Source organism: Flavobacterium psychrophilum (assembly GCA_001708385.1).
GTDB lineage: Bacteria > Bacteroidota > Bacteroidia > Flavobacteriales > Flavobacteriaceae > Flavobacterium > Flavobacterium psychrophilum_A.
In genome coordinates this window covers 1,504,952-1,520,729 of sequence record CP012388.1, presented here as the reverse complement: position 1 = coordinate 1,520,729, position 15,778 = coordinate 1,504,952, and the positions used below count along the sequence as shown (strand labels likewise).

At 39.3% G+C, this 15,778-nt stretch carries 13 protein-coding genes; 9 read left to right on the top strand and 4 right to left on the bottom strand.

Annotated features, from left to right (window positions below; translation table 11 throughout):
• The first annotated feature begins 160 nt into the window (after positions 1 to 160).
• Positions 161 to 676 (top strand): hypothetical protein, encoded by a 516-nt coding sequence (locus tag ALW18_06600; protein AOE52208.1) that lies wholly within the window; start codon positions 161 to 163, stop codon positions 674 to 676.
• A 134-nt stretch (positions 677 to 810) separates the two neighbouring features.
• A complete protein-coding gene (locus ALW18_06595) occupies positions 811 to 1,680 on the top strand; it encodes a hypothetical protein (protein AOE52207.1) in 870 nt (289 codons plus the stop codon).
• On the opposite strand, the gene ALW18_06590 is transcribed toward ALW18_06595, so the two are convergent.
• Entirely contained in the window at positions 1,666 to 5,397 is a 3,732-nt protein-coding gene (locus tag ALW18_06590; protein AOE52206.1) for a metallophosphoesterase, read from the bottom strand. The two genes, ALW18_06595 and ALW18_06590, sit on opposite strands and share 15 nt — an antisense overlap.
• Before the next feature lie 27 nt (positions 5,398 to 5,424).
• Between ALW18_06590 and ALW18_06585 the strand changes: the two genes are divergently transcribed.
• The gene (locus ALW18_06585) at positions 5,425 to 6,639 is read left to right on the top strand and encodes a phosphohydrolase (protein ID AOE52205.1); all 1,215 of its coding nucleotides are present in this window, start codon (positions 5,425 to 5,427) and stop codon (positions 6,637 to 6,639) included.
• Positions 6,640 to 6,701: 62 nt separating this feature from the next.
• Here ALW18_06585 and ALW18_06580 read toward each other — a convergent pair whose 3' ends face one another.
• Complete coding sequence (locus ALW18_06580; protein AOE54334.1) at positions 6,702 to 9,074, bottom strand: hypothetical protein; 2,373 nt, start codon at positions 9,072 to 9,074, stop codon at positions 6,702 to 6,704.
• A gap of 161 nt (positions 9,075 to 9,235) precedes the next feature.
• Between ALW18_06580 and ALW18_06575 the strand changes: the two genes are divergently transcribed.
• Genes ALW18_06575 through ALW18_06565 form a run of 3 tightly spaced genes read left to right on the top strand, consistent with a single transcriptional unit; the run spans position 9,236 to position 12,319 of the window.
• Positions 9,236 to 10,132, top strand: coding sequence for a 1-aminocyclopropane-1-carboxylate deaminase (locus ALW18_06575; GenBank protein ID AOE54333.1), 897 nt, complete (start codon positions 9,236 to 9,238; stop codon positions 10,130 to 10,132).
• A gap of 4 nt (positions 10,133 to 10,136) precedes the next feature.
• Positions 10,137 to 11,027, top strand: a complete 891-nt coding sequence (locus ALW18_06570) for a hemagglutinin (GenBank protein AOE52204.1) — start codon at positions 10,137 to 10,139, stop codon at positions 11,025 to 11,027.
• A 5-nt stretch (positions 11,028 to 11,032) separates the two neighbouring features.
• On the top strand, positions 11,033 to 12,319 hold the full coding sequence (locus ALW18_06565; protein AOE52203.1) for a glutamate-1-semialdehyde aminotransferase: 1,287 nt from the start codon (positions 11,033 to 11,035) through the stop codon (positions 12,317 to 12,319).
• A 70-nt stretch (positions 12,320 to 12,389) separates the two neighbouring features.
• Here ALW18_06565 and ALW18_06560 read toward each other — a convergent pair whose 3' ends face one another.
• Together ALW18_06560 and ALW18_06555 are read right to left on the bottom strand one after the other, a co-directional pair.
• Positions 12,390 to 12,758, bottom strand: coding sequence for a hypothetical protein (locus tag ALW18_06560; GenBank protein AOE52202.1), 369 nt, complete (start codon positions 12,756 to 12,758; stop codon positions 12,390 to 12,392).
• A 78-nt stretch (positions 12,759 to 12,836) separates the two neighbouring features.
• On the bottom strand, positions 12,837 to 13,262 hold the full coding sequence (locus tag ALW18_06555) for a hypothetical protein (protein AOE52201.1): 426 nt from the start codon (positions 13,260 to 13,262) through the stop codon (positions 12,837 to 12,839).
• Positions 13,263 to 13,381: 119 nt separating this feature from the next.
• Here ALW18_06555 and ALW18_06550 point away from each other — a divergent pair, with 119 nt between their 5' ends.
• The 3 genes from ALW18_06550 to ALW18_06540 all read left to right on the top strand — a co-directional run bounded on the left by ALW18_06550 (position 13,382) and on the right by ALW18_06540 (position 15,778).
• The gene (locus tag ALW18_06550; protein ID AOE54332.1) at positions 13,382 to 13,741 is read left to right on the top strand and encodes a hypothetical protein; all 360 of its coding nucleotides are present in this window, start codon (positions 13,382 to 13,384) and stop codon (positions 13,739 to 13,741) included.
• A gap of 112 nt (positions 13,742 to 13,853) precedes the next feature.
• Complete coding sequence (locus ALW18_06545) at positions 13,854 to 14,678, top strand: hypothetical protein (protein AOE52200.1); 825 nt, start codon at positions 13,854 to 13,856, stop codon at positions 14,676 to 14,678.
• 56 nt (positions 14,679 to 14,734) lie between these two features.
• Positions 14,735 to 15,778 carry a cytochrome C peroxidase gene (locus tag ALW18_06540; protein AOE52199.1) on the top strand — a complete coding sequence of 348 codons (1,044 nt, stop codon included), beginning with the start codon at positions 14,735 to 14,737 and terminating at the stop codon, positions 15,776 to 15,778.

The following is a 15,778-nucleotide window of genomic DNA, read 5'->3' as shown; positions in this document are numbered from 1 at the left end:
AACATCTAGTCATAACAGAAATACAATTAACGCTTGGTTAACAAAGCTGTTGCTAGTTGTAAATAATCGTGAAAAAATTGCTTTTCAACGTTTTTATTTGCATAATTGCCTACAGATTATATAACACTTTTATTTTTGTTTCGGATAAAGACTGATGATTATGAAGAAGATTATGTTATTACCGTTGTTAGCCCTCTTGTTTAGTTGTTCTGTCGATGATAGCAGCGAAATTGTGCAAAATGAGCATGGGAATTCATCTGTCACTGATTTTAATGCTGTTGAAAGTGTATCGTCTACTCAAAGCACATTACCATCTTGTTTTGATCTTACAGCATCTGTTTCGGTGAATGTTTCAGGCGGACTGGGAAATCCTGTGGTACAATTTACTTCCAGTGTAAATGCAACTGTATCTCCTACCAGAAAGTTCAAGGTAAAAGTTGAAGTACAGCAATTATCTGATTGCGATGATATAAATAGTGAAATAGGAGGAAGGGTTATATGGGGACCAGGAACTAGTGTAACTAACGTTAATGCTGTTCCTCCGGTTGTTTCTGTAGCCGGCTCAAAGCTCCCTTTGTGTTATAAATGGCGCTTTGTTTTTGAGGGTGTATCTGAAACCGGGCGTGAGTTAATATGTGTTAGTTATACCCCATGGTATGAATCCCCGCTTTTTTAGGACTTTTGATTTTTTAATAGTAAAAACCATTGGTAACCCCAATGGTTTTTTTATTGAATCTATACAAGTAAAAAGTATCTTAAAAGGAGGTATTTGTAAGCAAATGCTTTATACTTTTACAAAAAACAGATACTATGAACCCAAAATATATTATTGCATCGTTATCAGCCAGCTTTTTTATCTCCTGTTCAGGCAACAGTCAGCTAACCGAAATTGCAACTACCGACCTTAAAGAAATATCAGGTTTAGAATACTTATCACATTCTAAAACACTTTGGGCACTGGAAGATAGTGGCAACAGGAATAAAATTTACAGGATTGGTGAAGATGGCAAATCTAAAGATGAAATAGTAATTACAAATATTGCAAACCGCGATTGGGAAGAGCTTACCAGCGATGCAGAAGGTAATCTTTATATTGGCGATTTTGGTAACAATGATAATGATAGAAAAGATCTTGCGATCTATAAGGTTGATAAAGCCAGCCTGAATAGCAAAACAGCAGAAGCTACTTCTAAAATAGCATTTTATTATCCGGATCAAACCGAGTTTCCTCCTAAAAAGTCAAATCGTATTTATGATTGTGAGGCTTTTTTTGAGCACAAAGGCAACTTTTACCTGTTCACGAAAAACAGGAGTGCAAAGTTTGACGGTAAATTTAATATCTACAGAATTCCGAACAAAAAGGGGAGCCATAAAGCCGAACTGTTAGGTTCATTATCTACCTGCGACGTTTATAAAAAGTGTGCTGTAACTGCGGCTGATATCAGTCCCGATGGTACAAAGGCAGCGTTACTTACTGGTGGTAATGTTTTTGTAATAACAAATTTTAAGAACGGCAACTTTGCAAACGGAACAATGACAAGGTACGATCTCGGGCATGTTTCCCAAAAAGAAGGACTTACCTTTACTGATGACGACACCCTGCTAATTGCTGATGAAAGAGAAAAGAAAACCGGAGGCAGACTTTATAAAGTTACTTTGTCGGGCTTAGAGGCCAAATAAAAAGCTAAAGGCAACACGGCCGCCATCATCTCCATGAAAATAGGATAGCTTTGCTGTAACAGCGTCTGCAGTATTAAGCCATAGCGCGCCACCGTAGGCAGTATGCCATTTTCGTGAACTGTCATCGTTAACCCATACGCGGCCATAATCAAAACCGACTAAAATGCCAAATTTCATAGGAAGGAAACTGCTTTTCCAATTGGCAAGTGTAAGTCTTATATCGCTGCTGTGTACAAACGAATGTTTTCCTGTAAAACGTTCGCGCCTGTATCCTCTAAGGTCGGCATCGCCACCTAAGGTTGATGCCTGGTAAAACTCATAACCATCGTTAAGTATTACTTTGCCGTTAGCAGTAGTGCTAAATACTAAAGCATCGTCTGCTGTAAGCCTATGCACAATGTTCAGTAAGCTTTCAAGGTAGGGGAAGTTACGCTCTATTTCATCAAAACTTGTTTTCCATCCTGCCAGAAAGTTAAGGCTCATGCCCAGACCGGGTAACGATTTATTATCGAAATTCACATAGCTGTATTTGGCACTTAACCCACCGTATTGCCTGTGTTCCAAAAGGCTTTCAGATATGGCACCCGGCTGGTTTACAAAACGGTTGCTTGTTCCATCTACTTCAATAGTCTCAAAAGGTGCCTGAAACTCTACTGTACTTCCATTTCTTCCCTGCTTAAAAAATGATGGAGCAACCCTGAATACCTGAAGCTTCACCCTGTTATAATCCATACCCAAATCGTCATCAAAATTTTTGGTTTCATTACCGTATCCAAAATAGTTAATACTGAAATTAGGACTTGTAAATAATATATCAAGTCCGAAATTCCATTTGCTGGCTATGTTCATGAATTTGCCATTATAACCAAGTTCAAAGCCATCTGTTGCAAAAAAGTAGTTCGCTTTTATAGCATGTTTACGGGAATAAGGCCTTCTGTTGAAATTATTAACCGTATAGTTAATCAGAGCACCGGCTTTTACGCCATCATCGGGGTTATACCCTATCGATGGATATCCTGCCCAGACGTTATATGCAGGTTTCTCGTAGTCATAGCTATTGGTTTCGTAATCGTCGGTTAACAGCAGTTGTGTTTTATTGTCTGTGGTATAGGTGTTATCTTTACTTTTAAAGTCGTATACCTTAACTTTTTTTCCATTTTCTACAATGTAATTATCGTTATTCTGGCCTCCCAAAAGACGCAGCATAATTGCATTTTCCGGTTTACCCTTAACTTCAAAAGTATCATTATCATCAAGGCCATAAATCCATATTTCGCGGGTTTCTTTTCGGTTGTATCTTTTATCCAGGGCCAGAGTCTCGGTGCCATCTTTTTTATAGCTGTACATTTTTACCTCTGTATCGCCGTCAGGCATACGGGTAATAATAAACTTCTCTTTTTTATCTGTGCCTACAACAAGCACTGTTTTGGCTAGAACTTTATGGTATTCTGATGCATATTCGCCAATATGTTCCCTACGGTTTTTTAATGTGGCCTTAATTTCTTCAGTTGTATTGTCTTGTACTTCTTTAGGTAAACCCGCAAAGGCTTTGTCTATACTTTCGTCAGTAAGTTCCTGCTGTAATTTTTTAGCCTCTTCTTGCCAAACCTCTTCACCCGATTGGGTAATTAATGCCAAATCCTGAGGGTATGGCTCACGATTAAACCACTTAACATTATCTAAATCCATTTTGTAGCTTCGCATGTGGCGAAGCGGAGGAATGTTCATAAGGATAGATAAAAGCGTGCCGTCATATTTGGCGAAAGCCTGGTCACGATCGCGGGGAATGGGGCGGTAAATTACTCTGTCTTTTTCATTGAAACGCGCCCAGCGCCATTGGTCAGAGTGTCTGTCCCAATCGCCAACAAGCATATCAAAAAGACGTGCTTTAATGTAAGCCCTTTCGTCAATGATGTATTTTTTATCTTTTTGCAGGTTGAGCAATACATCATCTGTGCCTTCAATATCGTCGGGCCTGCCAAAAGAAGCCAGGTCTTTATGCTCTTTTACAGGGCGCTCTTCCACCATATAAAGCTCGTCGCCAAAATCGCCGTTATAATCTTTTAGGATATTTTGTTTAGGGATATAATATAATTCCGGATTGGTATGATAGATACCTACAGTTTTGGCAAGGTCATCAAGAATAAACGGTGTATAGGGATGCGTTGTAGTATAAAAATCTAAAAGGAAGTCTTCGGCATAAGTGCCCTCAAAAGAATCCCCTACATAACGGGTTTTAAAAGCTACAGCCTGTAAAAAACGGGTAGCACTCTTTTTAAGTCCGCGCATTACATACTCTTTACCGTTTTTGTCTAATAGGCGCAATGATTTCGACTGGTGTCCACCGCCAGCCCTGTCCGGAGTCAAACCTCCGTGAAGCGTATCCAGGCTGGCTACTTTAACCTCAATAGGCATACTAAAGTATTTGCGGTAGTGCCTGCCCATCAAAAAGTTATAGAAACGACTTTTTTTAGTCATTTGCTCTGTGTAAACAGAAGCTGTAATAGAGGTTGGAAAACTGTCGGCATAAGGCGCAAATACTTTATCATGCTTGTTTAGCATTGTGGTTTCAAACAGTTTTGTTTCGATACTGTTCTTAACCGAGAAATAAGTAACTTTTGTGCTGCCATCTTTGTAAATATCAAGCGTAGCATAGCCGGTACCCCCATAACTAAAGTCGGTAGGGTTTATCGCTGTTGCAGCTTCTTCTTTAGAGCCCGATCCGCTTATTATCTGGTGAATATTATCTTTATAGATGTATTGCAGGTTGTGGTCGTGCCCGGAAATAACAATAACATTGCTTTTATCCTGAATTAACGTTTTTATCCTGTTGGAAAGTGTAGAGTATACTTTGTTTTGCAGATCCTGATTACTGAATCCCGATGTTTTGCGAACGATATTTATAAATGATCCGATTACCGGCAATGGTATTTTATATTTTAACGGGAATAATTGCTTTGCTGCCGAAAAGTGTCCGCCATGTGTGCCACTGCTCATTAAAGGATGGTGTATGGCAAGCAATATGGTCTTATCCTGATTCTTGTTTAAAAGGCTTTCTAATTCTTCAAAAAGCCCATCGCGTGTTTTTAGTGTACAGTCATCATTAATAGTAGGGGATTTATCCCAATCTTCTATAAACCATTGGCTGTCTATGGCTATAAGCACGGTATTATCGCTTACTTTAATATCGTTAATACCACAGCCTTTGCCCGGTAAAAAAGCTTTTTTGTCGTTAAGGGCGTCTTTAATATATTTTTCCTGCTCTTCCAGTCCTTTAAGTCCGTAGTACCAGTCATGGTTTCCGGGGATAAAATGAGTTTTTCCTTCAAAAACCTTAGCAAGGGCTATCTGGCTGTTAAGAGATGCCTCTGCTTCGTTTCTTTTGTCTCCTTCATCTTCAGGAGGCATTCCCAGCGGGTATATATTATCGCCAAGATATAAAAGTGAAGTATTCTTACCTGATGCTTTTAATTTATCACCCACAACTTTTAATAATTGCTGCGAATTGGGTTCGTTGGCATAGCCGGCATCGCCTATTAAAAACAGCTTGTGTTCGGCTTTTTGGGTTACAGTATCGTTAGCAGCAACAGGAGCTGCAGCTCTTTTTCCATACTGGGCATGGTGCGTAGCACATGAATTTAATGATAGTGCAATAAAAAGACAAATTGTAAGTTTTATATTTGCCTTTACTATTATGTTACGCCAAAAGAATTTCATAATTTGGTTGTATTAAATTCCTGCCCTATGAATCTAGTTCAAAAAGCCGAAAATCATGTTTTTGGTTTATTCAAAGATAAACTATCTCCCGATTATATTTACCACAATTTTAACCATACTTTACGTGTGGTAAACAATGCGCGGAGTATAGCAAAAGCAGAGGGTGTAGGCGAAGATGATACCGAAGCGCTGGTGCTTGCCGCATGGTTTCATGATGCCGGATATATTGAAGGACCGCTAAACCATGAAGAGCGTAGCGGTGTTATGGCTGTTGAATTTTTAACTGCTAACGGTTACACTACAACCAATGCACAGCATGTGGCCGATTTAATAAAGGTTACCAAGCTCGGTGCCGAGCCACAGACGCGTGATGAGAAAATAATGCGTGATGCTGATTGTTCGCACTTTTCTGATGAGAATTATTGTAACCTTTCGCAATTGCTTCGCGAAGAATGGAAGATTACCCAGGGAAAAACGTTTACCGATCTGGAGTGGGCGCTTATCAACAGGAATGTGCTTATTCACGAGCATCGTTTTTATTCCGATTATGGCAAGGAGACTTTGCAACCACTTAAAGAAGCCAATATTGCAAGGCTTCAGAATATAATTTACGAGCTTCAGTCCGAAAAGAAGAGTGAAGTAAAAGACAATCAGGCTAAGAAGGAAAAAAAAGAAAAGAAGGAGAAAGAAAAACTGGATAAGGAAACAAAACCGGACAGGGGTATAGATACCATGTTTAAGGTGACACTTACCAATCATACGCGCTTAAGCGAAATTGCAGATAGTAAGGCAAATATCCTGCTGTCTGTAAATGCCATTATTATATCAGTATCGCTTAGTACACTGGTGCCAAAACTGGATAGCCCTAGTAATGCGCACCTTGTTATGCCTACCTTTATACTAATATTTTTTAGTGTGGTATCAATTGTTTTTGCGATACTTTCCACACGTCCTAAAGTTACCAGCGGAACGTTTACCCGTAAGGATATTGAAGATCGAAAAGTAAACCTGCTTTTCTTTGGTAATTTTTATAAGATGCCTTTAGCAGAATATGAGTGGGCTGTTAACGAAATGATGAAAGACAGGGAGTATTTATACGGAAGTATGATTAAAGACCTATATTTCCTGGGGTTAGTACTTAACCGAAAATATAAACTCCTGCGAATGACATATGCTATATTTACTGTGGGTATTTTAAGCAGCGTTGCAGCATTTGTCTATGCATTTAAAGTAATGGTATAACACAAATTTATATAAGCAAAAAGGCAGCCAATTGGCTGCCTTTTTGCTCTAAAATAAGGAGTTTATTTATGTGATATTTCTTTTAGAAGGTCGTCATAACTTAAAGTTCCGCTGGATTTATCTTCACTATTGTAAAGAATGCCCACGCGTAACGCTTTAAGCCCGGTGACACCCTGCAGGTCTTCTACTTCAAAGTTTTCTACAGCGGTGTCTAGCATATTATTGTGCTGCAGGTAATGAATGTATCTTCTGTATTCTGCTTCTTCCTGTTTTTGCGAGTATACAATGGTAATCTTCCCTTTTTCGGTAATACGTTTTGTAGTGCCTTTTATGTTCGATTTATCAATACGTTTCTTAACAACTTCGTATCGGGCATTGTAAGTGCCATCTACATCAAAACGTTTTTCGTCCATCCTGAAACGTATAGATATGGGCGAGCTGAATACCAGTACAAGTGACGTTACATCCAGATCGTATGCAAGCGAAGGGCGAAGTTTATAATATTCGTTCTCCATCTCACACATCGACTGAAGCTGCCATAACCTCAGGTTGCTAAGGTATATTGAGCTATAAGGATGCTTGGGTGATATAGAAGCACCTATGTAAAGGTTATGTTCTACACCATCTGTTTTAAAACGCTCGTAGTAGTGAGGAAAGAATGCCTGTGCTTCTACCTGTTTTCTGTCCAGTACCTCTGCCATCTGCTTGTTGATCATAGATAGCGTCTCGTCAAAATCCTTACGGCTTTCGTATACCATCTTAACTTTAGAATCAAGCGATTTAAAGTACGTTTCTATTTTTTGATGGATAGCATCATTAGTAGTATCAAAATGCTTTAATACCGGATGTATCTCATTTGCAATATAGCTTTGTACGATCGACTCTGTATCGGCTTTAAGTGTATTGGTAAGTTCTTCCTCCGTCTTCTCCAACTCGAAAATGTGTTGCTGGATAAGAGGAAGTTTTTCCTGTTGGTAGATAAATCTGAACACAGATAAAAGCTTGTCGGTTTGCAGGATAAGGTCTTTTTCTATCGACTCATTTCTAGCTGTTGACGAACCTTTTATGTCGATCTGCCCGTATAAAGGATATACTTCCTTAAATACAATTTCCTTGTAGGCAAGATCGGCACTATCGCGGTTGTTTATATGCTGCAATGCCTCATCCCTGAATTTCCAATAAACACTTTGGTGTATAGCTGTGTATTCATTCTGAATGATAGCATCAACTTCGTTTTGCAGTTCAGAATAATAACGTTCTAAAGTATCTGTAATAAACGGCAGCAGATAATCAAGTTTGTTGGCGTTTATAGTATTCAGCTCTTTTGGCCTTGCAGAAACAAGTTCTATAAAACCAAGCAGCTTATCATTCTTAACAATAGGTGCCAGAATACAACTCTTTATATTCTGTGCCAGCAGATGCTCTGCAAAAGCGCTGTCGGTTGGGTTCCTGATGATATAAGCTTCAACATCCGATATGATGAAGAATTTTTTACCCTCCATAAGGCTGTCAAGTGATTTGTCGCAAAACATAGTATTGCAGTCCATCTCACTTACGCCTTTAAGAATATGGCTCTTTATGGTTTTAAAAGGGGCAAGCTTAAACAGGTTATCATCTGTATTTACTTCGGTAAAACCTATTTTAAGATCGGGTATTTTATAAATAGACCTGAATATGCCTTCAAAATTCTCTTTGGTTATTTCACTAAATTCATCACCCGTAAGCAGGTTGGTCTTAAGGTTAGAAATAGCAATTTCGCTTGTAGCATCAAACAAAGAAATAATACCAAAACCTCTGATTTCCCAGCTTTCCGGTGGAAATTTCTCTTTCCACAAATCCAGGTCGTCAAAATTATCCATTAGTAAGTCTATGTCTTCCGGTGTAAGCTGTATGGCTTTATCGGTAGGGATAACTTCAAGAAAATCGGCATTGTACAAAATGCGGTAATGTTTCATGATACCATCCTTATCGGGTATATCATAAAACAAGGGTTTACTAAAATCAAAATGATAGCCGTAATAGCCATTCAATACAAGGCAGCAGCAAAAAACATAAAATTCATGGTCTTCAAAATCCCGTATAGACATGCCAAAGTCGTTACCGGCGCTTTCCAGTATAGCGTTAAAACGGTCGGTACGGTTAAAGGTAAAATTAAAGAAAGGTATAGCCGCAGCTTTTATCTCATTTTTTGTAAGTGCCGTAGGAAACAAGTCGGCAAGAAGGTTTTTTATAAGTTTCTCATGTTTATCCAGCAGCGAAAGGTCTGTAATTCCTTCGCGCAGCTCAGGAAAAGGTTCGGCATGCCTTAGTAGTGCTTTGGCATAATCCGAGCGGTAGTCTACATCAGATTCCGCAATTTCTTCCAGTGTTTCAAGCACTTTATGGAAAGAGATGCGTGCAATGAGCGGACTGCAGTTATTCTGTTCACAATCCATTTTCATATAATAACAATATATCCTGCAAAATTACGCAATTTTAAAACACAAAGATTTTTTTGCTGCCAGTATTTGTGGTGCTTACAAAGGCTAATTTTAAGGCTTTAACAGGCTCAGGCTTTGCTGTGTTTGTATTTTATGCTTACTTTGCAGTATCTGCAATGCTTATGAATCAGCCCATACATTTTAGCCTTCCGCACAATATAAAAATCACCATAAAAAGGGAAGATCTGCTGCACCCTCATATCTCGGGCAATAAATTCAGGAAGCTCAAATACAACATCCTTAAAGCAAAAGAAGAAAATAAAACAGCATTGCTAACTTTTGGTGGTGCTTATTCTAACCATATTGCCGCCGCGGCAGCCGCCGGAAAAGAATACGGATTCGCTACAATTGGTATAATAAGGGGAGAAGAACTGGTTAATAAAATTGGGGATAACCCAACTTTGTCCTTTGCCCGCGATTGCGGTATGATCTTTAAATTTGTTAGTAGGAATGATTACCGTCGTAAAACAGAAGCTGCTTTTATCGAAGAGCTTACTGCTGAATTTGGTGATTTTTATCTGGTTCCGGAAGGCGGAACGAATGCGCTTGCCGTAAAAGGCTGTGAAGAAATTCTGGATGACGAGGATGCGCAATTTACACACATCGCTTGTGCTGTAGGTACTGGCGGAACCGTATCTGGACTTATTAAATCGGCATTGCCGCACCAAAAGGTTATGGGTTTTCCTGCCCTGAAAGGTGAAGGATTGTTTGAGGATATTTGTAAATTTGTGCCATCGGGAAACTGGGAGCTGATAACAGACTATCATTTTGGAGGTTATGGGAAAATAACAGAAGAACTGGTACAGTTTATAAATGGCTTTTATAAAGAGACTGGTATTCCTTTAGATCCTGTTTATACGGGAAAGATGGTTTTTGGCGTTATAGATTTGGTAAACAAAGGATATTTTCCTGAAAACTCCAATATATTGCTGATACATACAGGCGGCCTTCAGGGAATTGCAGGCATGAATAACGAATTGAGAAGAAAGAAACTACCCATAATTAAAACCTGAGAAAATGTTTAAAAAAATTCTAGCTTTAGTTTTATTGAGCTTTTTGGTGAGCTGCGGAACATCTAAGTCGCGCGTAAAAACATCAAGAAACAGTACAGCCAAAACCAGGACAACCAGAACTTCAAAACCTAACATCAGGACTACTGTTGATTCTAAAACAAGTACAGCTTCAAGCTCCACACGAAATAGTGAAACATTAGAAGCTACATCAAAAACCGTTGTATATGCTGAGGTTGTAAAAGCATACATTCTCGACTTTAAAGAAACGGCAAAACAAAACATGCGAAACCACGGTGTGCCTGCAAGTATTACGCTTGCACAGGGTGTATTAGAATCGGGTGCAGGCAGGGGAACGCTTTGTATTAATGCAAATAACCATTTTGGGATTAAATGCCATACCGGATGGACAGGCGAAAGCGTTTACCATGATGATGATTCAGCGCAGGAATGTTTCAGGAAATACAAAGATCCGGCAGAATCATATAACGATCATTCATTGTTTCTTACTACGAGAGGGAGGTATGCTGCACTTTTCAAGTTAGATAAAGACGATTATAAAGGCTGGGCGAAAGGTCTTAAGGCAGCAGGTTATGCTACAGACCCTAAATATCCGGATAAGCTTATCGGGCTTATTGAAAGATATGAGCTTGACAAGTATGATGCTGAGGTTCTAAACAAGCCCTACACGGCTCCAGCTCCTAAACCGGTACAAAATACGCCACAAGTAGCCGCCACACCCGCCAAGACGCCAATGTTTGGAACTTATACGGTAGAAAAAGGCGATACCATGTACTCTATTTCTAAAAAACACAATCTTACTGTAGACCAGCTAATGCAGCTTAACGATATGTCGAGTAATGCATTATCAATCGGTCAGGTATTAAAAGTTAAATAAATATTATGTTATATCAAAGAAGCAGCCAGCTGTTCGCTGAAGCAGAGCAGGTAATTCCCGGCGGCGTAAACTCTCCCGTCCGTGCTTTTAAATCGGTGGGAGGAACACCTATTTTTGTAAAAGAGGCAAAAGGGGCCTATTTGTATGATGAAGATGGCAACAAGCTCATAGATTATATCAACTCATGGGGGCCAATGATCTTAGGTCATGCCTATGAGCCTGTTGTAAATGCGGTTATAGAAAAGGCAAAAAAAGGAACATCATTTGGCATGCCTACAGCACTGGAAACAGAGATTGCTAAGCTGGCAGTAGCAATGGTGCCTAATATTGATAAAATACGTTTTGTAAATTCAGGTACAGAGGCTTGTATGAGTGCCATTCGTCTTGCCAGAGGATTTACAGGGCGCGATAAAATAATAAAATTTGCAGGCTGTTACCACGGCCATTCAGATTCGTTTCTTATACAGGCAGGAAGTGGAGCGGTTACATTTGGTTCGCCTAACAGTCCGGGTGTTACAGCAGGCACTGCAAAAGATACACTTTTGGCTACTTACAACGACCTGCAGAACGTAAGCGAACTATTTGCAGCAAACCAAAACGAAATTGCAGCCATTATTGTAGAGCCTGTTGCAGGAAATATGGGTTGCGTACCGCCATCTAAAGGATTTTTAGAAGGTTTAAGGCAGCTTTGCGATGCAAACGGTACGTTACTTATTTTTGATGAGGTTATGACGGGATTCCGTCTTGCAAAAGGCGGAGCGCAGGAACTTTTTAATATAAAAGCAGATATTGTAGCTTTTGGTAAGGTTATAGGGGGAGGCCTTCCGGTAGGTGCTTTCGCAGCACGTAACGAGATCATGAACTACCTTGCGCCACTTGGCCCGGTATACCAGGCCGGTACATTATCAGGGAATCCACTGGCAATGGCTGCGGGATTAGAAATGCTAAAAGCACTTGATGCTGATGCCGCAATATTTAGCAGGCTGGCTGAAAAAACAGCTTACCTGGAAAAAGGTATCCGTCATAAATTAGATAAAGCAGGGCTCGATTATACAATAAACAGAACAGGATCAATGATCTCTGTTCATTTTGATGCTAACCCTGTAACCGATTTTAAATCGGCTGCAAAAGGCGATAACGAAACCTTTAAAAAGTTTTTCCACGGGCTGCTTAACGAAGGTATTTATATTGCGCCATCAGCCTACGAAACATGGTTTATTACCGACGCATTAAGCTATGAAGACCTTGACACTACAATTGCAGCGATAGGAAAAGTAGCGGCAACACTATAGCGATATATGTATGCAAAATAAAAAAGCTCCACGTAACACGTGGAGCTTTTTGCTTATCACTAATCACTGATTACTCAGTAAGCGTTTTCATGAGTTCTTTATTGCCTTCAAGCTTTTGAACCTGTTCCGGTTCTAAAGATGATTTAAGTTTTGCTTCGAGACTTTGAGAAAGTGTTTTTTTACGATCGGCAGTCATGTTTTTTGCAAACATGCGGTGCTTTTGTGTAAATACTTCCTTTAAATTATTTTTTTGCTCCGAAGTCAACTCTACATGTTTAGAGAGTGTCACCACATCCTTTATTGCAGCGCGGCTGTATGTGTTCTCTGCTTCAGAATATTGTTTCTGCTCAACAGGCTTAGAATTGTTCGTGCTATCCTGAGCATTGGCTGTAAGCCCAAAACAAAGCATTACAGCTAAAACGGCAATTGTTGTTTTCATAGGTAAAGTGTTGACAGTTTAGTCTGTATACGGTATTAAATGTAGTCATTTTTCCCGTATCAACGACCAACTTTCCCATTATCTTCGCTTATGATTTTTGTGTAGCTCCAGCCTTTTTAATACTTTATGATGCTCGTTTGCTTTCATTTGCTCATATTTTTCAAACTGTTTCTCATTCAGGATTTTTTTCATGTTGTTATTCATGGCAATCCTTTTGTCCAGTATTCTGCTTTTTATTTCAAATTTCTCATCCGTAGAAAGCTTTTTTACGGTTTGTTTTTCCCTGTACTGCTTTATGTACTCGTCTTGTGTTCTACCATTTTCGACAAACAATTTCTGCACTTCTTTTTGCTGTTTTTCATTAAGGTCGAGTGCAAGGGTCATTTTTTTTGCTTTTAATTCTGCCCTTTGTTCTGTTGTAAAATGCTCGCGCTGGTGTTTTTTGTCTTGTGCATTTGCTGCTACAGCTACCATCATCGTCATTGCTAAAATCCACATTTTCATAATCTTAAATTTAAAAGTTATATCTATTAGACATTGAGACAGGCAAAAGGTTTAAAAATTATAGGTGTTAAATTTTTTTTATACCGAATGGTATGTACTTTTGCGGTGTGAAAAAAGCTATATTCATAATTGTCGCACTGCTGCTTATAAAACCGGTTATGCCTGTTTTAGATTACATTGTAAATTATGATTATATCGTGAAAGAACTCTGTGAAAACAAGGCAAAACCGGAGATGCACTGTAACGGTAAGTGTCACCTTATGAAAGAACTTGCCAAAGCAGCCGAAGAGCAAAAACAGGAATCTGAAAGGAAAAATGCACAACAGCAGGCAGAAGTTTTATTTTGTGAAACAGTTATAGGTTTTAACTTTTCCCAGACTGCTTTTCCAATAGTTCAAATCAACGAAACAGCGTATAATAATTTATATTCTCACTTAAATTCCGCTGCTGTTTTTCACCCTCCCATATTTATTTCTTAAAGTAACATTTCGTGCCGTGCATTTTATGTACGCCGATTTTTCATGCAAACAAACAATCCGGTGGCTTAACGGCTATCGGGTAACAATTCGTATACTTTAATAAATAAATCAAATGAAATTCCAATTTAAAAATATAGCTGCAGTAATGGCTGCAACAGCCCTTTTTGTGTCTTGTAGTAATGATGATGATGCATCTAAAATTGTAGAAGGTACAACAGGCGATGCCGAACTTTTCTTTGACAACGGCGTTGCAGGCGATGCGCTTATACTTGGTAGCAGCTACACAAACTCAAATAGCGAAACGCTAACCATTAACCGCTTAAGCTACATTGTAAGCAATGTTGTATTTATAAAAGAAGACGGTTCAGAATTCGTTTATCCTAAAGAAGAGAGCTATTTTGTTATCAGTCAGGAGGCTAAATTGTTCACGGTTCATCTTGAAAACGTACCTGCAGGCGATTACAAAAAAGTACGTTTGGGTATAGGGGTAGACAAACAACGTTACCTTCAGGGAGAAACGGCACAGCAAAGCTTTTGGGATTTAGCAGCAGCTAACGACCTTACATGGACATGGTCTACAGGATACAGGTTTATCAGTTTTGAAGGTACATTTACATCGGCAGCCAATACCGATGCAAAGAAATTCCAGGTGCATCAGGGCAGCAACACGGCTACCGATAACTACAGAGAAGTGACGTTGGATCTGCCAACTACGGCAAGGGTTCGTGAAAACGAGCAGCCAAGTATCCACATCAAAACAAACGTTAATGTATTACTGGATGGCGATACTAAAATACGTTTACAGGATAACCTTGATGGTACAGGCAATGCATCGGCTATAATGGGAGGTCAGAATCTTATTAATATCGCCGCGAACTCGCTTAAGTTTTTTCAAGTAGACCACGTTCATAACGGTACAGGTTCACACCACGAGTAATTTTTAATAAGCCTGAAGGCTGATATGGTTGGCTTCAGGCTTTATAATCACATTATATGAGAAAAATTATTCTAATGATGGTATCGTCATTACTATTGTTATCATGCAATAAAGAGGAAGAATACCAGGAAATTAACGAACAACTTGTATTTACAGTACCTGCCAATTTTCCACCAATGGTACAGGATTTATCCTTAAATCATCCAACTCAAAAAGGTTTTGAACTAGGAAGGAGACTGTTTTATGATGCCAATCTTTCGGCTGACGGAACCGTATCATGTTCGTTTTGCCATGAGCAGGGCTATGCATTTACCCATCATGGGCATGCGTTAAGCCACGGTATACGCGATCAGGAGGGAACACGTAACGCCCCGGCGGTACAAAACCTTATGTTTATGGGCGAATACTTTTATGATGGAGCATCTGATAACATAGAGATGCTATCTATAGTGCCTATTCATAATCCGCTTGAGATGGACGAAACACTTGAAAACATAGCGCTTAAGCTGCAGAAAGATAAAACTTATGTGCAGATGTTTAAAAAGGCTTTTAATGGTGCCGATATTACATCCGGAAATATCTTAAAAGCATTAGGGCAATTCATGACTATGATGGTGTCGGCAAATTCGCGATATGACAAGTATGTCCGTAACGAACCGGGAGGCAGTTTGTCTGTACAGGAATTGCAGGGCATGGAACTTTTTGCACAAAAATGTGCTTCGTGCCACGCAACTGATTTGTTTACTGATAATTCCTACCGCAATAACGGACTGCCGGCTAATCCGCTGCTCAATGATTACGGACGCCAAAACGTAACAGGTTTTGGTTACGATCGCTATAAGTTTAAAGTGCCGAGCCTTCGCAATGCAGAATTAACAGCACCTTACATGCACGATGGACGCTTCGGGAGTCTGGAGTCTGTGCTTAATTTTTATGCATCAGGAGTAAAAGACTCTGAAACGTTAGATACTTTGCTGCATCAAAACGCAGTTTTAGGTATTGCACTTTCGGCAGACGAAAAAACGGCTATTATCGCTTTTATAAAAACGCTTACTGATGAGGACTTCATCAAAAACCCCTTATTCTATTACAAAACATAA